The sequence below is a fragment of the Streptomyces sp. NPDC032822 genome (assembly GCF_055578825.1).
Map to the genome: position 1 here is coordinate 60,548 of NZ_JBVIOL010000006.1, position 19,662 is coordinate 80,209.

The window sequence follows — 19,662 nt, forward strand, 5'->3', positions numbered from 1 at the left end:
GTGCTGTCCTGCCGTATGGTGATTCAACGCCTGTAGCACCACAGGGACCTTTGGCGGGTGTTTGACGCTGAAGGTCTCTTTTTGCGTGCGGGCTGGTTCCCGCCAGCTCTTCACGGCGTGTCCCGACCAGCAAGGATCGACCATGGCGTCCAGCCTGACGAAGGACCCCGCCACCCCGGGCAACCCCGGATCCGGGAAGACCTTCTTCGGCCACCCCCGCGGACTGGCCACTCTCTTCATGACCGAGATGTGGGAGAGGTTCTCCTACTACGGCATGAAGGCACTGCTCACCGTCTATCTGCTCTCCGGCGGCCCCGACGCCGGCAAGGGCAGCATGGGCGGCGGCCTGGCCATGGACGTGGCCACCACCACGGTGATCGTCTCCGTCTACTCGGCGATGGTGTACCTGCTCGCCATGCCCGGCGGCTGGCTCGGCGACCGGGTCTGGGGCCCGCGCAAGACGGTGGCCATCGCCGCCGTCACCATCATGTCCGGTCACCTCGTGCTGGCGCTGCCCGGCGGTCAGGCACCGTTCTTCGCGGGCCTGGCCCTGGTCGCGGCCGGTTCCGGTCTGCTGAAGGCCAACATCTCCACGATGGTGGGCCACCTGTACGACGGCCCGGAGGACCCGCGCCGCGACGGCGGCTTCACGATCTTCTACATGGGCATCAACGTGGGCGCCTTCTTCGCCCCGCTGGCCATCGGCACCGTCGGCCAGGAGGTCAACTGGCACCTCGGCTTCGGCCTGGCCGCGGTCGGCATGGCGATCGGTCTCGCCGCGTTCCTGCTCGGCACCCGCGACCTGAGCCCGCGCAGCAGCCTGGTCCCCAAGCCGCTGGCCGCCGAGGAGCGCGCGTCCTGGCTGCGCAAGGGCCTGCTCTGGGTGATCGTCGCCGCCGTCTTCTACGGCGTCGTCGGCTACACCGGCCACTTCACCCTGAACTGGGCGATGATCCCGCTCACCGTGATCGGCCTGGTCGTGCCGGCGGGTGTGCTGCTGCGCATCAAGCGGGACAAGGACCTCTCGGACACCGAGCAGTCGAGGATGACCGGCTACATCTGGTTCTTCGTCGCCGCCGCCGTGTTCTGGATGATCTACGACCAGGGCGCGTCCACGGTCCAGGCGTTCGGCGAGGGCAAGGCCGCGGGCTCGCTGCTCGGCTTCGACTTCCCCTCCTCCTGGTACCAGTCGCTGAACCCGCTGTTCATCATGGCGCTGGCCCCGGTCTTCGCCTGGGTCTGGCTGTGGCTGAACCGCAACGGCAGGGAGCCGAGCACCATCGTGAAGTTCGCGATGGCGCTGGTCCTGATCGGGGTGTCGTTCTTCTTCTTCCTGATCCCGCTGGCCATGGCCGCGGACGGCACCGAGGTCAGCCCGATGTGGCTGGTGGGCATCTACTTCATCCAGACCGTCGGTGAGCTGTGCCTCTCGCCGGTCGGCCTGTCGGTGACGACGAAGATGGCCCCGGCCAAGTACGCCAGCCAGATGATGGGCGTGTGGTTCCTCGCCGTCACCGCGGGCGACTCGATCACCGGCCTCCTCTCCAACCCGGCCGTCGCCGGCGTCGACCTCGGCGGCACACCCGCCGTGTGCGGCGAGGCGGCCCTGGCGGTCCTCGCCGGTTTCGCGGTGTGGATGTACCGCCGGAAGGTCAGGTCGTTGATGGGGGACGTGCACTGAGTCCGGCCGACCCGGTCGTACCGACGAAGGGCCGCCGCACCCGCTGGGGTGCGGCGGCCCTTCGGGTCCGGGCGGTCACTTCTCCGTCCGACCGGGTCGGGTGCTGGGCGCGATAGGTCCGGGAGCCTGGGGGCGGAGCCCCAGGGCGCCCGCTACCGCGTCCGGCGGCCCGGCAGGAACGTGAAGACCGCGCCGCCGAGCAGGACCGCCGTGCCGGCGACCAGGCCGAGGGCCTTGAGCCCGGCGTTGTCGGAGGCGCCGGTCTCGGCCAGGCCGCCGGTCGTGGAGGAGCCTCCCGCCGACCCGGACGCGGACCCGGAACCGCCGGACGCGCCGCTCGCCTGCTCGGTGGTGTCCAGGGTGAGCGAGACCTCCGACGTGGTCGGCGTGCAGGTCGTCGTCGTACCGAGGGCCATGACCGTGAGAACGCCCGGGGACAGGGTCGACTCACCGGTCGCGCCCGGCTTGTAGGTGCCCGTCAGGTCCGGGATCGTCATCGGGTCGCCCGACTTGATGTCCTCCGCGTTGGTCGGCCCCTCCACATGCACCGTGCCCGTGTCGGATCCGCCCAGCACCACCTCCATCGACGGCTTGACCGAGTCCTTGGGGATGTCGGCCGGGCTGTCCATCACCGACCCCTTGAACTGCACGGTGAGGTCGTAACTCCCGCCGTTCTTCTTGGCGTTGATCTGCACCGGCGAGGTCGCGTCCTTGTCCCCGATGGGCGTCTTGCAGGCGTAGGGCACCTCGACCTCCTTGCCGGTGAAGTCGGTCTGCCCGGTCCCGTCGCTCTCGGTCGCGGTGGCGCTCGGCGTGCCCGTGGGCGTGGAGGTGGGGGTGGAGGTGTCGGTCTCGGTGGGCGTGGTGGTCGGCGTCGACGTGCCGTCCCCTTCGGCCACGACAATGGTCGCCGCCGCCTTCACGGTCTCCGTGGGCGCGCACTTGGTGTCCGTCGAGAAGGCGTTGATGGCGTACGCGTCCGGCGTCAGCGTCACCTCCCCCGGTGCCGTCAGCTTCAGCGTGCCCTTCATGTCGGCCAGCACCATGGCCCCGCCCTTGGGGATGGCGGGGTTCTCGCGCGGCCCTCGCATCGCGATGTCGGCGCTCTGGGCACCGGCCGCCTTGAGGGTGCCGGACGGCTGGACGGAGTCGGCGGGCAGGTCGATCAGGTCGGGGTTCTTCGAGGCGGCCTGGACGAACTTCCAGACCACCTCGACCTGGTCGCCGACGGTCGCCGTGGCCGGCGCGGTGATCTCCACCTCGGTGGTGCCGTCGACCGGGGGCAGCCCGGCGGCGGCGGGCGGCACGCACCGCGTCGCGTACGCCACCTCGGCGGCCTGTGCGGGGACCGCGGCGACACCGACGAGCAGCAGGACCGCGCCGGCCGCGCCCACCCCCACTCTTCGTCCACCGAGTACACCGGCCGGTGTGACTCTCCTTCGCATGCTCACGTGGGTCCCTTCCTGGTGGGAGCCGTAGGACTCGTGGGAGTCGCCGGACCCGTGGGAGTCGCCGGACTCCCGGGAGTCGCCGGACCCGTGGGAGCCGCAGGGCTTCTCTGGCTGTCGTCGTGCGGTGCGGAGAGCCGACCGGCCGTCCCCGGATCGGCATCCGGGGTGAACCACGGCAGGGTCGAAGCGGAGGGGGGCGGCTGGGGCGGGGAGGACTTCGGGCCGGGCAGCCGCAGGGTGAGTTCGGGCAGGCGCAGCCCCCGGCGGGCGGCGCGGGCCCCGCCCGCGCGCCGTGGCCGTACCCGGTCCACCACCGCCATCCCGGTGCGGAACACCGCGGCCGGGACGACCAGGCAGACCAGGACCCAGAACAGGGTGACGCCCCAGGGCCGGCCCACGCCCCAGGGCTGCTCGGCGAGGACCTTCCCGCCGTACTTCAGCGACACGGTGTAGCCGCCGTGGGCGCCGCCCGGGAGCTCGACGGGCAGTCTGATCTGCGCCTTCTTCCCGGGCTGGATCGTGCCGCGCCACGGCTGTTCCTGCCACTGCGGGGCGAACACGCCGTGGGAGGTGCCGACTTGGAAGACGGGGTTCTTGACGGCGGAGGTGCCGACGTTGCCGACGGTGAAGACGAGGGTGCGGGCGGGCGGTGCCCCGAACCAGGTCAGCAGCCCGCTCGACCCGTCGAGGCGGGTGTCGGTGAGCACGGACAGCCGGCCGCCGGCCGTCTCGGCGGGCAGCGGTTCGACGGCGTGCCCGGCGACCTGGAAGATCGTGTCGGCCTCCGCCTTCGCGCCCTCGACGGTCGCCACGTGCACCACGCACGGGCAGGGCACCGGCGGCTCGGAGACGGGCAGTTTCCGGCTGAAGCGCCCCTGGGCGTCGGTGGTGACGGCCCGGCCGTCCGCGTTGGCACAGGAGTTGGTGCCGCCGACCACACCCCGCGAGGGCACGGACTGTCCGCAGATCAGGACCATCAGCAGCGCCCGCGCTCGCCAGCCGTCCCCGGTGACGGTGATCGAACCCCCGGTGCCCGCCTGCGACTTGGAGAGCTTCACGCCGGGCCCGTCCGCGGCCACGGCCGCTCCCGCCACGCCCGCCAGGGGCAGCACGAGCAGCGCGAGCACCATCGCCAGCACCGGCCCCCGCAACTTGCCGCTCCCCCGGAGGTTCACGCCGGCCCTCCGGCCGCGTCCCACGCCAAAGCTCACGTCATCGCTCCCGTCAACTCGACGTCCGTCCGCGGGTGTTCGAGCACCTCGCCGCCGTCCCGCCGACGGCGCCGGAGCCGGAGCCGTCGTACGACGACGAGGGCCCCGAGCGACACGGCCACCGCGCCTCCCGCCACCGCGCCCCGGGGCACGAACCGTGCCGAGGTCTCCCCCGTGTCGTGCGCGCCCCGACCGGCCGTCACCGTCAGCCGTACCTTCACCGCGTCGAGGGCGGGCCGGTCGGGCCATGGTTCGGTGAGGCGGAGGCGTCGGCCCGGGGGCAGTTCGACGGGCAGGGTGCGCGGGGCATGGTCGAGGACCGGGCCGAACAGGCCGTCCGCGTGCACGGCGAGCCTCGGCACCAGGGTGGTCGTACCCCGGTTGACCAGCTCGTACGTGATCCGGTCGCCGCGTACCGCCACCCGCTCGACGGTCAGCGCGGACAGGTCGGACACCTCCGGTGCGGTGGCCCGCAGTCGGAGTCCGACCCGCCGGGTCCCGCCGTCCGTGCCGCGCGCGACGATCTCGGCCCCGCGGTCGCCGGCCGGGACGGTCACCGTGAAGGGGACGTCGGCACGGGTGCGGGCGGGGACGCGTACCGTGCGGTCCGCGAAGGCGATCGGGGTGCCGGTGCCGTGCAGCCGTACGGTGATCGCCGTCCCGCCCGGGTTGGTCACGGACACCGTGTCCTGAAGGACGCTGCCGGGGGCACCCTCGCCGTAGAAGGACGGGCGTCCGCCGCCGGAGGGCGCGAGGGACCACCCGTCGGCGGCGGACGCGGCCGGGACGGATCCCAGCAGGACCAGCAGCGACAGGCACGACAGACACGACAGGCGCAGGACACGGGCGGCGGACGGCACAGGCGGCTCCAGCGGTCGGACGGGGTGGGATCCGTCAGCGGCGTGCCGCCTGGTTCCGCCGGGTCAGCCACAGGGCGCCCGCCGCGCCCGCGAGCAGCACGGTGCCGCCGAGCGTGCCGAGGGCGATCGCGGAGTCCTCGGGTCCGGTCTGCGGGAGTTCGGAGCCGGAGCCGGAATCGGATCCCGAACCGGAATCGGAGCCCGAGCCGGACCCCGAGCCGTCCTGCGAGCCGCCCCCGGCAGCCGTGACGTCCAGGCTGAGCGAGGGCCCGGGGTTGTTCGTCGGCGTGCAGGTCGTCGTCGTGCCGAGCGCCTTGATGGTGAGCACGCCCGCGGTGAAGGTGACCTTGCCGGACTTCTTCGGTGTGTACGTGCCCGACAGGTCGTTGATCTTGATGGGGGTGTCGGCGGGGATCGCGGCCTGGTTGGCGGGGCCGGTCACCGCGACGGTCCCGCTGTCGGCGCCGCCGAGCTTGATGGTGGCGCTCGGGCTCATCGCGCCCTTGCCCAGTTCGACGGGGCTGGAGGAGACACCCTTCTGCCACGACATGGTGAGCTTGTAGGCGCTGCCGCTCTTGACGGCCTCGATGTCGATGGGCGACACGGCACTCTTGTCGCCGATCGGCGTCTTGCACTGGTAGTTGACGTCGACGACCTCGGCGTGGGCTGCGGGGGCGGCCATCAGCACCGCCGAGCCGGCCAGGGCCGCGGCGGACGCGAGCGCGGCGGTTCGTTTCTGGTACGTCCGGTTCGACACCTCGGGCCTCATTCCTGACGGCACATCAGATCGGCCGTCAAGGTACGCCCGGGGTCGTGGAGAGGGAAGACAAAGTGCGCGCCGGATCTGTGGCGATCCGGCGCGGGTGCCGTGTCGGGCGCCGTGTCGAGTACCGCGCCGGGTGCCGGGTCGGGCGAGCCGGGACCGAACCGTGGGTAACCCCAAGGGGGGACTGAAGGGGCGGCTCAGGGGCGGGTTACGCCGGCGCCCCCAGCTCGGCCCAGACCGTCTTGCCCGAGGCCCCGGGGGTACGGATGACGCCCCAGTCCAGACAGAGCCGCTGCACGATGAACATGCCGTGACCGCCGGGGCGGCCGGCGCGGTGCGGGGTGCGGGGGGCCGGCTGACCGGCACCCTTGTCGGCGACCTCGATCCGGATCACCTTGTTGTCGCAGGTGATCCACATCTCGTCCGGTCCCTCGGCGTGCAGGCAGGCGTTGGTGACCAGTTCGGAGACGACGAGCAGGACGTCCTCGGCGGCGGCCCGCTGGTCGGCGCCCTCGGCGGGCAGCCAGCCCCAGGCGTACAGCGCCTGGCGGGTGAAGTCGCGGGCGAGCGGGACGACCCCGCTCTCACCTTCGAAGTTCAGCCTGCGGACCTGACGCCCGCGCCCTCCCGACGACACGGCAGCGTCCTCGTCGGACGACCCGGTCACGGGTACGCCCCCCTCGGACCCCTCGGGCGCCCCGGAAGCGCCGCTGGGCTCCGGGCTGCGGTCGCCCGGCGGGTAAGGCCGGGTGGTGCTCATCAGCGCTTCACCTCACCGATTCACCAGTTCACGATGATTCACCAGTTCACGATTCAAAAAACCTGCGCGGTCCGTTCCCGCGCAGTCGCTCACCGAACAGTCAGTACGGGAGTCTCCTGCCCGACCGCACCGGCAGAACACCCCTGTATTCGACAGGAAAGCCGTGACGCCTGAAAAAAACCGGTCACAGGGGGACGGGCGAGGCACAGTCGGCTCGTTCACGGACCGGTCCGCCGGCTCAGCCGGCTTCGCCCGGCTCGTCGGCCAGGGCCGCTTCCACCGTGGCGTGCACGGTGAACACCGCGTCCGCTCCCGTGATCTCGAAGACCCTCGCGACCACCGGCAGCATCCCCGCCAGGTGCACCCCGCCCCCGGCCGCCTCGGCCTTCAGCCGGGCGCCCAGCAGTACGTTGAGCCCGGTGGAGTCACAGAACTCCAGACGCGAGCAGTCGACCACCAGCCGACTGAATCCCTTGGCGAGGCACTCGTCGAGCGGCTCGCGCAACAAATCAGCGGTGTGGTGATCCAACTCACCCGCCGGGGTCACGACGGCACTGGAGCCCGTTTCCCGAACCTCGACCAGAAGCCGGCCCGACTGTGCGCTGCCGACTGTCCCGCGGTCCATGCCGTCTTCTCTCCCGACGTCGTGGCTGCTGACTGACGCCCCCGAACACTACGCCTTCTCCACATTCCCCGACACCTGAACAATCACCCGCAAACGGACATAACCACACAGAATGCACTTGCGGTTGCCTCGGGGAACCGGGTAGGCCTAGTAGGGACACGTACTCGACACGGCCGGCTTTGGAGGCGCCGCACACCGCAGTGCACCAACTGGCTCCGGCAGCCTTATGCCGAGAACGATGGAGGACATCATGTCACCCCGGCTCGACGAATCGCATACCCCCCGAGCGACGTCGACATCCCCCCCGGAACATCTGGATCCCATCGGGCAGGACGACGTACTCGCCGGGCTCCCGGACATCCCGCCTTTCGACGAGGTCGGGCCGGTGGACGCACGGGCCCTGTCGAAGACCCTCTTCGCGCGCCTCGAATCGCTGGAGGAGGGCACGCACGAGTACTCGTACGTCCGCAACACGCTCGTCGAGCTCAACCTCGCCCTGGTCAAGTTCGCCGCCTCCCGGTTCCGCTCCCGCAGTGAGCCGATGGAGGACATCATCCAGGTCGGCACCATCGGCCTGATCAAGGCGATCGACCGCTTCGAGCTCAGCCGCGGTGTGGAGTTCCCCACCTTCGCGATGCCAACCATCGTGGGCGAGATCAAGCGCTTCTTCCGCGACACCTCGTGGTCCGTGCGCGTACCGCGCCGGCTCCAGGAGCTCCGGCTCGACCTGGCCAAGGCCGGCGACGAGCTGGCCCAGAAGCTGGACCGCGCCCCCACGGTGGGCGAGCTCGCGGAACGGCTGGAGCTCTCGAAGGACGAGGTCGTCGAGGGCATGGCGGCGTCGAACGCGTACACCGCCTCCTCCCTGGACGCCCAGCCGGAGGAGGACGACAGCGAGGGCGCGCTCGCGGACCGCATCGGCTACGAGGACCACGGGCTCGAAGGCATCGAGTACGTCGAGTCGCTGAAGCCGCTCATCGCGGAGCTCCCCTCCCGCGACCGCAAGATCCTCTCCCTGCGCTTCGTCGCGGGCATGACCCAGTCCGAGATCGGCGACGAACTCGGCATCTCGCAGATGCACGTGTCCCGACTGCTGTCGCGGACGCTGGTGAAACTGCGGAAGGGTCTGACAGTCGAGGAGTGACGGCGGCGGGCGTGGCCCACGGTGACATGAGCGAGCGACCCGGTCCGGTTCGGACCGGGTCGCCGTGCGTCGGCCGGGGCTCGCCCTCCAGGAAACACCGGCTGCGGGCCCCGTCCGGTCGGCAGCAGACCGCAATGCCAGGAAACTGTGGACGCGGTGCCGACACGGCCGGACAGGGCCGGACAGGGCCGGACAGGGCCGGGGCATTCTCGATCGTGCGCTCGGCCCTGTTTTCGTGCGTCGCGGGCTCCACACGCGGGCTCCACGGGGTACGCACGACAGCAGGGCAGCAGGCAGGCAGGCGCCTCAAGCCGCGGGCCGTTCAGGCCTCGCGTGTGCCCCTCCGCCACACCCCGCTGACCAGCGGCACCCCCGGCCGGTAGGCCAGATGGACATGGCTCGGGGCGTCGAGCAGGGTCAGGTCGGCGTACGCCCCCGGCGTGAGACGGCCGACGTCCTCCCGCCGTAGCGCCCGCGCGCCGCCCGCCGTCGCCGACCACACCGCCTCGTCCGGCGTCATCCCCATGTCCCGTACCGCGAGGGCGATGCAGAACGGGACGGAGGAGGTGAACGACGAACCGGGGTTGCAGTCGGTGGACAGGGCGACCGTGACCCCCGCGTCGAGGAGGCGGCGGGCGTCGGGCCACTCGGCACGCGTGGAGAACTCGGCGCCGGGGAGCAACGTGGCGACCGTACGGCTGCCCGCCAGCGCATCGACGTCCGCGTCCGTCAGGTGCGTGCAGTGGTCGGCGCTGGCCGCGTCCAGTTCGACGGCGAGCTGGACGCCGGGGCCGTAGGACAGCTGGTTGGCGTGGATGCGCGGGTGCAGGCCCTTCGCCTTGCCCGCGGTCAGGATCGCGCGGGCCTGGTCGCCGTCGAACGCGCCCTTCTCGCAGAAGACGTCGATCCAACGGGCGTACGGGGCGCAGGCGTCGAGCATCTCGCCGGTCACGAGGGCCACGTACGCGGCGGGGTCGTCGGCGTGCTCGGGCGAGACGATATGGGCGCCGAGGTAGGTGACCTCGTCGGTGTGCCGGGCCGCGATGCGCAGGGCGCGGGACTCGTCCTCGACCGTCAGGCCGTAGCCGGACTTGGTCTCGAAGGTGGTCGTGCCCTGGCGGAGGGCCTCGGCGAGGTAGCGGGTGAGGGTGCGTTCGAGGTCGGCGTCGCTCGCCGCGCGGGTCGCCGCGACCGTCGTACGGATGCCGCCGGCGGTGTACGAGCGCCCGGACATGCGGGCGTTGAACTCCTGCGTGCGGTCGCCCGCGAAGACGAGGTGGGAGTGGGAGTCGACGAAGCCGGGGAGGACCGCGCGGCCGGCGGCGTCGAACCGATTGTCAGTGGCGGGTGCTTTGCTTGATTCACCGGTCCACGCGATGCGGTCGCCGTCGATGACGACGGCCGCGTCCTGGACCAGACCGAGAGAAGAACCGTCGCCTAGAGAGGAGTCGTTGGTGACCAGCGTGGCGATGTTGGTGATGACAGTGCTGCTCATGGCGTCCTCGTGGGTGGTCGTCGGGCGCGGAGGGCTTGTCAGGCGCGAAGGGCTTCGACGGCGGTCGTCAGCGCCCGCGCCACATCGGGTACGAGCGTGTGCACGCCGTCGCGGACGACCTGCCGCCCGCCCACGATCGTGTGCCGTACGTCCGCTGCCGTCGCCGCGAATACGGCCGTCTCGGTGCCGAGCCTGGGCAGCGGCCCCGCCGTTCTGACCGAGTCGAGCGCGATCGTCGTGAGGTCGGCGAGCGCGCCGGGCTCGATGGTGCCCGCCTCGCCCCAGCCGAGGGCCGCGTGACCGTCGGCGGAAGCGGCCCGCAGCAGTGCGGCGGCGGTCCAGTGGCCGCGGGTGCGGGTGCGCAGGCGCTCGTTGAGCTCCATCGCGCGTGCCTCTTCGAACAGGTCGATGACGGCGTGGCTGTCGGAGCCGAGGGAGAGCGGGGAGCCCGCTCTCTGGAGGGCGACCGCGGGCCCGATGCCGTCGGCGAGGTCCCGTTCGGTCGTCGGGCACATGCAGGTGCCGGTGCCGGAGTCGCCCAGCAGCGCGATGTCCTCGTCCGTGAGGTGCGTGTTGTGGACGCCGGTGGTGCGCGGGCCCAGCACCCCGTGGTCGGCGAGGAGCTGCGTCGGCGTGCGGCCGTACGCCTCTTGGCAGGCGTCGTTCTCGGCGGTCTGCTCGGACAGGTGCACATGGAGCGGGGCCCGCCGCTCCTGGGCCCACCGGGCCACCGTCGCCAACTGCCCCGCGGGCACGGCCCGTACGGAGTGGATGGCGGCCCCGATCCGCGCGTGATCCCGGTCCTTGAGAACGGAACAGCGTTCCGCCCAGGCGTCCGCGCTGCCGTCGGAGAAGCGGAGCTGGTGGGCGTTGGGCGGCTGCCCGCGATGCCGGTTCAGCATGGCCGAGGACAGGTAGGCGGTGTCGAGGAGGGTGATACGGACACCGGCTTCGGCGGCGGCGTCGAGGAGGGCCTCGCCCATCGCGTTCGGGTCGGCGTAGGGAGTGCCGCCGGGGGCGTGGTGCAGATAGTGGAACTCGCCGACGGCCGTGACGCCGGCCAGCGCCATCTCCGCGTACACCGCGCGGGCGAGCGCGTGGTAGGTCTCCGGGGTCAGCCGGTCGGCCACCGCGTACATGACCTCGCGCCAGGTCCAGAAGGTGCCGGAACCGACCTGGACGGTGCCGCGCAGGGCCCGGTGGAAGGCGTGCGAGTGGGTGTTCGCCAGGCCGGGGAGGGTCAGCCCGCGGAGGATCTCGGCTCCGGGCGGCGGGGTGGGGACGTCCTCACGGACGGCGGTGATACGGCCGTCCTGGACCTCCACGGCCACCCCCGGCTCGACGTGGGTGTCGAGCCAGGCGTGCTCCAGCCAGTACGTCCGCGTGTCGGGGTGGGTCACCTACAGGCCAGCCCTTCCAGTACGTCGGCGAGTGCGGTCACTCCGGCCGTGCAGTCGTCCTCCGCCGCGTACTCGGCCGGGGAGTGCGAGACGCCGGTGGGGTTGCGCACGAACAGCATGGCGGTCGGGATCGTCCCGGAGAGGATTCCGGCGTCGTGTCCGGCACCGGTACCGAGGACGGGGACCTTCAGGTCGAGGTTCCGGCCGTCGCCCCCGCCGCTGTTCCTGCCGCTGTCCCTGCCCAGGATGCGGGCGAGTTCGTCCCGCAGCGCGTGGTCGAACTCGACGACGGACGTGAAGGACTCCCGGACGACGTCCAGGTCGACGCCGTGGACGGCGGCGTACTCGCGGGCGGCGCTCTCCACCCCGCTCACCACCGTGTCCAGGGACTCCTGGTCGGCGGCGCGGGAGTCGAGCCAGCCGCGCACCAGGGAGGGGATGGCGTTGACGCCGTTCGGTTCGACGACGATCTTGCCGAAGGTGGCGACCGCACCGGCGAGTCGAGCCTCGCGGCGGGCGGCGAGCACGGTCTCGGCGTACGACAGCATGGGGTCGCGGCGGTCCACCAGCCGGGTGGTGCCGGCATGGTTGGCCTCGCCCCGGAAGTCGAACCGCCACCGCCCGTGCGGCCAGATGGCGCTGGCGATGCCGACCCGGTCGCCGCTGAGGTCGAGCGCCCGTCCCTGCTCGACGTGCAGTTCCACGAAGGCGCCGATCCGCCCGAGCCGCTCCGGGTCGGGACCGATGCCGTCGGGGTCGTACCCGGCGGCCTCCATGGCCCGCGGGAGCGTGATCCCCTCCCCGTCGGTCAGCTGGTGCGCCTGTTCCAGGGTGAGCTGCCCGGCGGCCAGCCGCGAACCGACGCAGGCGAGCCCGAACCGGGCCCCCTCCTCGTCCCCGAAGTTCACGATGGCGAGCGGCCTGGTGAACGTGACCCGCCGTGCGCGCAGTTCATCGAGCGCGGCGAACGAGGACACGACTCCGAGGGGCCCGTCGAAGGCCCCGCCGTCGGGCACGGAGTCGAGATGGGACCCGGTGACGACGGCGTCCCCGGCGGCCGGGTCGCCCAGCCAGGCCCACTGGTTCCCGTTCCGGTCCACCTCGTGGACCAGCCCCCGCGCCTCGGCCTGCGCCCTGAACCACTCCCGGCACTCGGCATCCGCACCGGTCCAGGCGAAGCGCCGGTACCCACCGGAATCAGGGTGCCGGCCGATGGGCCGCAACTCCCGCCACATCTCCTGAAAGGAGGCACCGGACGGTACGAGGCCATCGGCACCGGCCCCGCCTCCAGGCAGCCCGCGCTCACCCGACCCCGAAGCCCGTCCAAGCTCCGCACCCCCGCTCGCTCCCACAGACCGCCCGGCCTCGGCGATACCCCGCGCGGCCACACCACCACCAGCCCCGGCAGCACCGCCGGCCTGCGGGCCGCCAACAGGCTCGGCGCCGCCACCAGGCTGCGGGCCTCCGCCAAGTCCCGCACCACCACCGGGCCGCAAGCCACCGCCGGGCTGCACGCCGCCACCAGCCTCGGCGCCGCCGCCAGGCAGCGCGCTCCCGTCAGGCTGCGAGCCACCGCCGGGCCGCGGGGCGATGGGGGTTTCCCCGCTCGAACGAAGTGGAGAGTGGGGGAGGGTGGGCACAGCCGGACCCGTGGGCGGCGACGAGAGCCCGCCCCCCACCGGACGGCTGCCGCCCCGCTCGTCTCGCGGAAGGGTCACGCCTCATCACCCTCGCGCATAGGAACCCGGACGCCCCGCTCGTCGGCGACCGACTCCGCGATGTCGTACCCGGCGTCGACGTGCCGGATGACGCCCATACCGGGGTCGTTGGTGAGTACCCGGCGGATCTTCTCGCCCGCGAGCTTCGTGCCGTCGGCGACCGAGACCTGCCCGGCGTGGATGGACCGCCCCATGCCGACACCGCCCCCGTGGTGGAGGGACACCCACGACGCCCCGGACGCGACGTTCACCATCGCGTTCAGCAGCGGCCAGTCGGCGATCGCGTCGGAGCCGTCCAGCATGGCCTCGGTCTCCCGGTAGGGGGACGCCACCGACCCGCAGTCGAGGTGGTCGCGGCCGATCGCGAGGGGCGCGGCCAGCTCACCGCTCGCCACCATGTCGTTGAACCGCTCGCCGGCCTTGTCCCGCTCGCCGTAGCCGAGCCAGCAGATGCGCGCCGGCAGCCCCTGGAAGTGGACGCGTTCGCCGGCCAGCTTGATCCAGCGGTGCAGCGACTCGTTCTCCGGGAAGAGGTCGAGGATCGCCTTGTCGGTCTTCGCGATGTCGGACGCCTCGCCGGACAGGGCGGCCCAGCGGAAGGGGCCCTTGCCCTCGCAGAACAGCGGGCGGATGTAGGCGGGGACGAAGCCGGGGAAGGCGAACGCGCGGTCGTATCCGGCGAGTTGGGCCTCGCCGCGGATCGAGTTGCCGTAGTCGAAGACCTCGGCACCGGCGTCCATGAAGCCGACCATGGCCTCGACGTGCCGGGCCATGGACTCGCGGGCGCGGGTGGTGAAGCCCGCCGGGTCCTTGGCGGCGGCGTCGGCCATGTCGTCGAAGTCGATGCCGATGGGCAGGTAGGCGAGGGGGTCGTGGGCCGAGGTCTGGTCGGTCACGATGTCGATGGGGGCGCTCTCGGCGAGCATGCGCGGGAGCAGCTCGGCGGCGTTGCCCAGGAGGCCGATGGAGAGCGGGCGGCGGGCGTCGCGGGCCTCGACGGCGAGCTGGAGGGCGTGCTCCAGGGAGTCCGCGCGGACGTCCAGGTACCGGTGCTCGATGCGGCGCTCGATGGCACGCGGGTCGACGTCGATACAGATCGCGACGCCGTCGTTCATGGTCACGGCGAGGGGCTGGGCGCCGCCCATGCCGCCGAGGCCGGCGGTGAGGGTGATGGTCCCGGCGAGGCTGCCGTCGCCCCCCTTACCCATCGAGTGCAGCTTGGCGGCGACGGCGGCGAAGGTCTCGTAGGTGCCCTGGAGGATGCCCTGGGTGCCGATGTAGATCCAGGAGCCGGCGGTCATCTGGCCGTACATGGTCAGGCCGAGGGCCTCCAGGCGGCGGAACTCCTCCCAGTTGGCCCAGTCGCCGACGAGGTTGGAGTTGGCGATGAGGACGCGCGGGGCCCACTCGTGGGTCTGCATGACGCCGACGGGGCGGCCGGACTGGACGAGCATCGTCTCGTCCTGCTTCAGGGTGCGCAGGGTGCGGACCATGGCGTCGAAGGAGCGCCAGTCGCGGGCCGCCTTGCCGGTGCCGCCGTAGACGACGAGCTTGTCGGGGTGCTCGGCGACCTCGGGGTCCAGGTTGTTCTGCAGCATCCGCAGGGCGGCTTCCTGCTGCCATCCCAGGGCGCTCAGTTCCGTACCGCGCGGTGCTCGGACGGGGCGGGGTCCTGACATGGTCTGCCTCCCAGCGGATTGTTGCTGACGTTATTCACATCCTGACTTCATGAATAGAGCTAGTCAATAGGGGGGGTCGGTCGGCAGGGCCGGGCCGTGGGTGTTTGGCTGGATCCACAGGTGCCGGACGCCTGGGCAGCCGAACGCGGACAACGAGACGACAGGGGACCCAGTGGTCAACGGAATCGACGCTCACACCCAGGACGGCGACGGGGTCGCCCGCCGGGACGACGCGGTGCGTGCGGCCGTGGAGCAGGGACTGCTCGGGCCGGCCTCCCCCATCGTCGGCCTGCTCGACGTCACCGGCATCCGGGCGTCGGCCGCGGCCCTCAGGGCGGCCTTCGACGAGGTCACCGCGCCGGGCACGCCTGTGCTGCACGCCTTCGCGGTGAAGGCGGCCCCGCTGGTGCCGGTACTGCGGCTGCTGCGGGAGGAGGGGATCGGCGCGGAGGTGGCGAGCCCGGGCGAGCTGGCGCTGGCGCGGGCGGCGGGGCTGTCGCCGGGCCGGACGGTACTGGACTCGCCCGCGAAGACGCCGGCCGAACTGCGGGAGGCGCTGGCGCTGGGGATCGCCGTCAACGCCGACAACCCGCAGGAGCTGGACCGCATCGACGGGCTCATGCGGTCGGCGGTCAGTCGCTCCCCGCTGGGGATCCGGGTGAATCCGCAGGTGGGGGCGGGGTCCATCGAGGCCCTGTCGACCGCGACGGCGACCTCGAAGTTCGGGGTGGCGCTGCGGGACGAGGGGGCGCGCGAGTGGGTGGTGCGGGCGTACGCGGAGCGCCCCTGGCTGTCCCGGCTGCACGCGCACACCGGGTCGCAGGGCGTGCCGCTGGCGCTGATGGCCGAGGGGGTGGCGGCCACGTACGCGCTCGCGGAGGAGATCAACCGGCGGATCGGGCGACCGCAGATCGACACCATCGACATCGGCGGCGGGCTGCCGGTGAACTTCGCGTCGGACGTGACGGCACCGACGTACGCGGAGTACGCGCGCGTCCTGAAGGAGACCGTGCCCGGGCTGTTCGACGGGCGGTACGGGCTGGTGACCGAGTTCGGCCGGTCGCTGCTGGCGAAGCACGGGACGGTGGTGGCGCGGGTCGAGTACGCCAAGAGCGCGGGCGGACGGCCGGTCGCGGTGACGCACGCGGGCGTACAGGTGGCGGCGCGGACGGTGTACGCGCCCGAGGCGTGGCCGCTGCGGATCGCCGCGTACGACGGCAAGGGACGGACCAAGGAGGGGCCCGAGGTGGTGCAGGACGTGGCCGGGCCCGCCTGTTTCGCGGGCGACCTGCTGGCCCGGGCATATCCGCTGCCGCTCCTCGAACAGGGCGACTACGCGGCGGCGTTGGACACGGGCGCGTACTACTTCGCGCACCACTACGCGTACAACTCCCTGGCCCGGCCCGCGATCCACGGCTTCGTGCCGGACGGGGCCGGGGGCACCGCCTTCGCGACCGTGCGGGAGGAGCAGACCGTGGAGGAGATCGTGGCCGAGTCCGGAGGAGCGTACGCCGCCTCGCTCCCCACCCTTCACGCACCCGGGCGCCGTTGACACGAGCCGGTGAATCTGGTGATCAACTTGTCTGAAAACAAGGCAAGTTGACCCACCTTAGTCACTCGCCGCATGTTCCACCGGAAAATGCCAGAACCCTCACCCGTCACGCACACGTTGCGTAGCTTCGGCGTCACTCAGCCGAACCAAGGGCGGGAGGGGAGCCACGGTGCCCGGAATCGACGAGTGCCTGCTCGAAGCCATGCGACTGCCCGGTGCCCGGGGCGCCGCGCTGGTCGACTGGATGAGCGGGCTGGCGCTGGGCGTGGTCGGGGAGTCCCCCGGCGGCGACCAGGAGACGGCCGCGGTCGAGGCCGCCGAGCTCGCCCGGCTCGCCGCCGAGCAGCACGCCTTCGCCCCCGACAGCGGCCCCGGGGACGGCGCCGCCGACCCCGACGAGGAGGGCACCGGTCCACCGGTCGAGGACCTGATCATCAGCAACCGGGACAGCTACCACGTGCTGCGGTTCGTGCGGACGTCCTTCGACAGCAGTGTGTGTCTGCACCTGTGGCTGGCCCGCTCGGAAGGCAATCTCGCGCTGGCCCGCATCCGGCTGGGCGAGATGGCCGGACGGCTGGTGCTGGGGTGACCGCCGTGCAGACCACTCCACCGCCCCGGCTGCCGGTGCGGGACAAGGCGGCGGCCCGGGACCGGGGCTGGGGCGGCGTCTCACCGATGCTGACCCGGCTCGCCGCCGAGAAGGCCACCGGCGTCCTGGTCCGCGAGCGCGGCTCGCTCCATCTCACCGAGGGCCGGGTGGTGCACGCCGACAGTCCGTCCGCCCCCGGCCTGGACATCCTGCTCACCGCGCGCGGCACCCTGGACGTCGGCACCTGGCGGCAGGCGCTGGCCGAGACCGGCGACCGGCACCGCGCCGGGCACCTGCTGGTCGACGGCGGGCTCCTCGCCCCGGGCACGCTGGAGGTGTGCCGGCTCGTCGCGCTGTACGACGCCGCGTACTTCGCCCTCGCGCCCAGCAGCACCCCGGGCCGCTTCCGCTACAGCACCGAGGACGACACCGAGAGCGGGACGGACGACGGGACCGGAACGGACGACGGGACCGGAGCGGACGGCAGGGGGGAACAGGGCCCGACGACCGGGCCGGGGCTGGGACCGGGGCTCGGACCGGTGACCGGATCGGGGCTCGACTGCGGGTGCCCCGTGCCGGTGGCCGCCCTGGAGCGGGAGACCCTGCGCCGCCGGGACCTGCTGCACCGCATCTGGCCCGACCCGGCCACCGACGAGAAGCCGCTGACCCGGGCACACCGCGCCGCTCCCCCGGCGCCCACCGCCCGCCAGCGGGCCGTCCTGGCCGAGCTGGACGACGTACGGACGGCGACGGACATCGCGCGGGAACTGGGCCGGCCCGCGTTCCACACGCTCGTGGACATACGGCGACTGGCCGCGGCCGGCATCGTCTCGCCGCATCTGCCACCGCCCCCGCCCGTTCCACCCGTTCCACCCGCCCCACCCCGTGCGCCGCAAGCGCCCGACCCGCTCGCAGGGATCCCGGCCGAGGTCATCGATCCCCACGTCACGCTGCTGAAGAGGCTCAGGGATGCGTTGGAGGCCCTTTGAACGGCAGCGGCAGCAGCAGCGGACCCGCGCCGAGAGGAGAAGCCTGATGGCAGCGGAGCCCGACATCCTGGAGGAGTTACGCCGGCTCAGAGCCCGCGTGCCGCAGCTCACCGGTGCCCTCGCGGCCGACGCCGACGGTCTCGTCCTGGCCCAGGACACCCCCGGCGTCGCCCCGGAGAACGTGGCCGCGCTGGCCGCGACCGCCCGCGGCCTCGCCACCCAACTGGCCGACGCCACCGGGCAGGGGGACTTCCGCGAGCTGGTCGTCCGGGGGGTGTACGGCTACGTCGCGACGTACGCGGCGGGCCACGGCGCCGTGCTGACGCTGCTCGCCCAGGACCGCGTCAACGTGGGCCGCCTGCACCTGGAGGGCCGGCGGGCGGGCGCCCGGATCGGCGAGCTCGTCGATGCCACGGCGGCACCCCCGCCGAAGCCTCCCGCGAAGCCGACCGCCCCCCGCACCAGGGCCGCCCGCACCACCCGCGCCAAGCCCGCGGACACCCGCACCCCAGCCACCGAAACGCCCACTGCACCAGCAGTGGCACGCACCACCGTCACCGAAAGTTGAGAGGAACCGAGGGAACAGTCATGGCCAATACCGAAACCACACTCAAGGAAGCACTCGCCTCCATCGAGGGTGCCACCGGCGTCGCACTCGTCGACTACACCAGCGGTATGGCGCTGGGCACGATGGGCGGCAGCAAGAGCTTCGACCTCAACGTCGCCGCCGCCGGCAACACCGACGTCGTCCGCGCCAAGCTCCGCACCATGGAACACCTCGGGCTCAAAGGCCAGATCGAGGACATCCTGATCACCCTGTCCGACCAGTACCACCTGCTCCGGCTGATCGCCGGGCGCGGCGGCAACGGGCTGTTCATCTATCTGGTCCTGGACGCCAAGCGGGCCAACCTCGCGATGGCCCGGCACCAACTGAAGAAGATCGAGGAAGACCTCGAGGTCTGAGAGAAACCGGAGGTCCCACTAGACGAGGGCCGCGGTGCGGCGGCGTGCTCCCCCCGGAGCCGCGTCGCCGGCCGCGATGCCCGTACTGCGGTAGGCCTTGACGGTCTTCCCGGCCGGGCGTCCGCCGTTCGCGGCGAGCCAGTCGACGCGCACCCACAGCAGCGCGTCCCCGGCCCGCTCGTGCCTCCCGAGCCAGCCGGCCTTCAGCCACAGCCCCGCCCCGCACCCGGCGAGCAGCATGCCGCCCGCGGCGGGCACCGCGAACGCGCTGCCCAGCGCGGCGGCGAAGGCCAGCAGCAGCCACCAGCGGTGTCCCCGGCGCCAGGCGCGCGCGCTCACCGCGCGGTCCTGCAGCACGTCGTGCTTCCCCGCGCGCACGGCCGGGCGCGCCAGCGCGACGAACCGCCGGCGCCCGCGGTACGCGACGAAGGCCGTGGCCAGCAGGAACAGCACCGCGCCGGCCATCACCCCGATCCGCCGGCCCGTGACCCCCGGCACCAGCACACCGATGCCCGCCGCGAACACGCCGAGCCACCACATCGGCGCGGCTCCCGCCCGTACGACGACGGCCACCCGGGCCAGTCCTTGACCTCCGCGAACTCCGCGTGCCACGTCCGCCTCCTCGACGTCCCGATCCCAGTACCGGCACTCTCTCGGTCGCGCAGATTAGCGAGCGAAAGTGAGACGAGTCTTAGAGCCCACGAGACACGTCGTGGAGGACACCCGAGCCGCCCCGACGCCCCTCGACCCCATCAGTCCCGTCAGTCCCCCAGCTCCGG

18 protein-coding genes are annotated in these 19,662 nt (G+C 72.4%); 7 read left to right on the plus strand and 11 right to left on the minus strand.

Annotated elements, in window-relative coordinates; translation table 11 throughout:
* Positions 1–142 precede the first annotated feature (142 nt).
* Positions 143–1,681 carry a peptide MFS transporter gene (locus tag ACZ5VD_RS18320; protein WP_468548820.1) on the plus strand — a complete coding sequence of 513 codons (1,539 nt, stop codon included), beginning with the start codon at positions 143–145 and terminating at the stop codon, positions 1,679–1,681.
* Positions 1,682–1,833: 152 nt separating this feature from the next.
* On the opposite strand, the gene ACZ5VD_RS18325 is transcribed toward ACZ5VD_RS18320, so the two are convergent.
* The 6 genes from ACZ5VD_RS18325 to ACZ5VD_RS18350 all read right to left on the minus strand — a co-directional run bounded on the left by ACZ5VD_RS18325 (position 1,834) and on the right by ACZ5VD_RS18350 (position 7,354).
* Entirely contained in the window at positions 1,834–3,126 is a 1,293-nt protein-coding gene (locus ACZ5VD_RS18325; RefSeq protein WP_468682708.1) for a hypothetical protein, read from the minus strand.
* Positions 3,127–3,128: 2 nt separating this feature from the next.
* Positions 3,129–4,262 (minus strand): hypothetical protein, encoded by a 1,134-nt coding sequence (locus ACZ5VD_RS18330; protein WP_468682878.1) that lies wholly within the window; start codon positions 4,260–4,262, stop codon positions 3,129–3,131.
* Positions 4,263–4,339: 77 nt separating this feature from the next.
* Complete coding sequence (locus ACZ5VD_RS18335; protein ID WP_468548822.1) at positions 4,340–5,203, minus strand: hypothetical protein; 864 nt, start codon at positions 5,201–5,203, stop codon at positions 4,340–4,342.
* Between the two features lie 34 nt (positions 5,204–5,237).
* Positions 5,238–5,972 (minus strand): LPXTG cell wall anchor domain-containing protein, encoded by a 735-nt coding sequence (locus tag ACZ5VD_RS18340; RefSeq protein WP_468548823.1) that lies wholly within the window; start codon positions 5,970–5,972, stop codon positions 5,238–5,240.
* A 205-nt stretch (positions 5,973–6,177) separates the two neighbouring features.
* Positions 6,178–6,729 (minus strand): ATP-binding protein, encoded by a 552-nt coding sequence (locus ACZ5VD_RS18345; protein ID WP_468682709.1) that lies wholly within the window; start codon positions 6,727–6,729, stop codon positions 6,178–6,180.
* Between the two features lie 238 nt (positions 6,730–6,967).
* A complete protein-coding gene (locus tag ACZ5VD_RS18350; RefSeq protein ID WP_468548825.1) occupies positions 6,968–7,354 on the minus strand; it encodes an STAS domain-containing protein in 387 nt (128 codons plus the stop codon).
* Between the two features lie 238 nt (positions 7,355–7,592).
* On the opposite strand from ACZ5VD_RS18350, the gene ACZ5VD_RS18355 reads away from it, so the two are divergent.
* Positions 7,593–8,498: an RNA polymerase sigma factor SigF gene (locus ACZ5VD_RS18355; RefSeq protein WP_468548826.1), complete on the plus strand. Its 906-nt coding sequence runs from the start codon at positions 7,593–7,595 to the stop codon at positions 8,496–8,498.
* A gap of 322 nt (positions 8,499–8,820) precedes the next feature.
* Here the strand turns inward: ACZ5VD_RS18355 and hutI are convergent, their stop codons facing one another.
* The 4 genes from hutI to hutU all read right to left on the minus strand — a co-directional run bounded on the left by hutI (position 8,821) and on the right by hutU (position 14,790).
* Complete coding sequence (gene hutI, locus ACZ5VD_RS18360) at positions 8,821–9,993, minus strand: imidazolonepropionase (protein WP_468548827.1); 1,173 nt, start codon at positions 9,991–9,993, stop codon at positions 8,821–8,823.
* Positions 9,994–10,031: 38 nt separating this feature from the next.
* Complete coding sequence (locus ACZ5VD_RS18365) at positions 10,032–11,393, minus strand: formimidoylglutamate deiminase (RefSeq protein WP_468682710.1); 1,362 nt, start codon at positions 11,391–11,393, stop codon at positions 10,032–10,034.
* Positions 11,390–12,688 carry an allantoate amidohydrolase gene (locus ACZ5VD_RS18370; RefSeq protein WP_468682879.1) on the minus strand — a complete coding sequence of 433 codons (1,299 nt, stop codon included), beginning with the start codon at positions 12,686–12,688 and terminating at the stop codon, positions 11,390–11,392. The genes ACZ5VD_RS18365 and ACZ5VD_RS18370 overlap by 4 nt, the downstream gene beginning before the upstream one ends.
* Positions 12,689–13,107: 419 nt before the next feature.
* Positions 13,108–14,790: a urocanate hydratase gene (hutU, locus tag ACZ5VD_RS18375; RefSeq protein ID WP_468548829.1), complete on the minus strand. Its 1,683-nt coding sequence runs from the start codon at positions 14,788–14,790 to the stop codon at positions 13,108–13,110.
* Between the two features lie 172 nt (positions 14,791–14,962).
* Between hutU and ACZ5VD_RS18380 the strand changes: the two genes are divergently transcribed.
* The 5 genes from ACZ5VD_RS18380 to ACZ5VD_RS18400 all read left to right on the plus strand — a co-directional run bounded on the left by ACZ5VD_RS18380 (position 14,963) and on the right by ACZ5VD_RS18400 (position 18,883).
* The gene (locus tag ACZ5VD_RS18380; RefSeq protein ID WP_468682711.1) at positions 14,963–16,342 is read left to right on the plus strand and encodes a type III PLP-dependent enzyme domain-containing protein; all 1,380 of its coding nucleotides are present in this window, start codon (positions 14,963–14,965) and stop codon (positions 16,340–16,342) included.
* 169 nt (positions 16,343–16,511) lie between these two features.
* A complete protein-coding gene (locus ACZ5VD_RS18385; RefSeq protein ID WP_468682712.1) occupies positions 16,512–16,931 on the plus strand; it encodes a hypothetical protein in 420 nt (139 codons plus the stop codon).
* Positions 16,928–17,920: a hypothetical protein gene (locus ACZ5VD_RS18390; RefSeq protein ID WP_468682713.1), complete on the plus strand. Its 993-nt coding sequence runs from the start codon at positions 16,928–16,930 to the stop codon at positions 17,918–17,920. The genes ACZ5VD_RS18385 and ACZ5VD_RS18390 overlap by 4 nt, the downstream gene beginning before the upstream one ends.
* Before the next feature lie 46 nt (positions 17,921–17,966).
* On the plus strand, positions 17,967–18,488 hold the full coding sequence (locus ACZ5VD_RS18395) for a roadblock/LC7 domain-containing protein (protein ID WP_468548833.1): 522 nt from the start codon (positions 17,967–17,969) through the stop codon (positions 18,486–18,488).
* A gap of 20 nt (positions 18,489–18,508) precedes the next feature.
* On the plus strand, positions 18,509–18,883 hold the full coding sequence (locus ACZ5VD_RS18400; protein WP_468548834.1) for a roadblock/LC7 domain-containing protein: 375 nt from the start codon (positions 18,509–18,511) through the stop codon (positions 18,881–18,883).
* Positions 18,884–18,901: 18 nt separating this feature from the next.
* On the opposite strand, the gene ACZ5VD_RS18405 is transcribed toward ACZ5VD_RS18400, so the two are convergent.
* Entirely contained in the window at positions 18,902–19,495 is a 594-nt protein-coding gene (locus tag ACZ5VD_RS18405; protein ID WP_468548835.1) for a hypothetical protein, read from the minus strand.
* Positions 19,496–19,662 lie beyond the last annotated feature (167 nt).

What these genes read in the sequence shown, in the direction of transcription:
- ACZ5VD_RS18320 (WP_468548820.1), top strand. Translation starts at nt 143, where the DNA reads ATGGCGTCCAGCCTGACGAAGGACCCCGCCACCCCGGGCAACCCCGGA.
- ACZ5VD_RS18400 (WP_468548834.1), top strand. Translation starts at nt 18,509, where the DNA reads ATGGCCAATACCGAAACCACACTCAAGGAAGCACTCGCCTCCATCGAG.
- hutI (WP_468548827.1), bottom strand. Translation starts at nt 9,993, where the DNA reads ATGAGCAGCACTGTCATCACCAACATCGCCACGCTGGTCACCAACGAC.
- ACZ5VD_RS18345 (WP_468682709.1), bottom strand. Translation starts at nt 6,729, where the DNA reads ATGAGCACCACCCGGCCTTACCCGCCGGGCGACCGCAGCCCGGAGCCC.
- ACZ5VD_RS18395 (WP_468548833.1), top strand. Translation starts at nt 17,967, where the DNA reads ATGGCAGCGGAGCCCGACATCCTGGAGGAGTTACGCCGGCTCAGAGCC.
- ACZ5VD_RS18355 (WP_468548826.1), top strand. Translation starts at nt 7,593, where the DNA reads ATGGAGGACATCATGTCACCCCGGCTCGACGAATCGCATACCCCCCGA.
- hutU (WP_468548829.1), bottom strand. Translation starts at nt 14,790, where the DNA reads ATGTCAGGACCCCGCCCCGTCCGAGCACCGCGCGGTACGGAACTGAGC.
- ACZ5VD_RS18340 (WP_468548823.1), bottom strand. Translation starts at nt 5,972, where the DNA reads ATGAGGCCCGAGGTGTCGAACCGGACGTACCAGAAACGAACCGCCGCG.
- ACZ5VD_RS18325 (WP_468682708.1), bottom strand. Translation starts at nt 3,126, where the DNA reads ATGCGAAGGAGAGTCACACCGGCCGGTGTACTCGGTGGACGAAGAGTG.
- ACZ5VD_RS18330 (WP_468682878.1), bottom strand. Translation starts at nt 4,262, where the DNA reads ATGGTGCTCGCGCTGCTCGTGCTGCCCCTGGCGGGCGTGGCGGGAGCG.
- ACZ5VD_RS18350 (WP_468548825.1), bottom strand. Translation starts at nt 7,354, where the DNA reads ATGGACCGCGGGACAGTCGGCAGCGCACAGTCGGGCCGGCTTCTGGTC.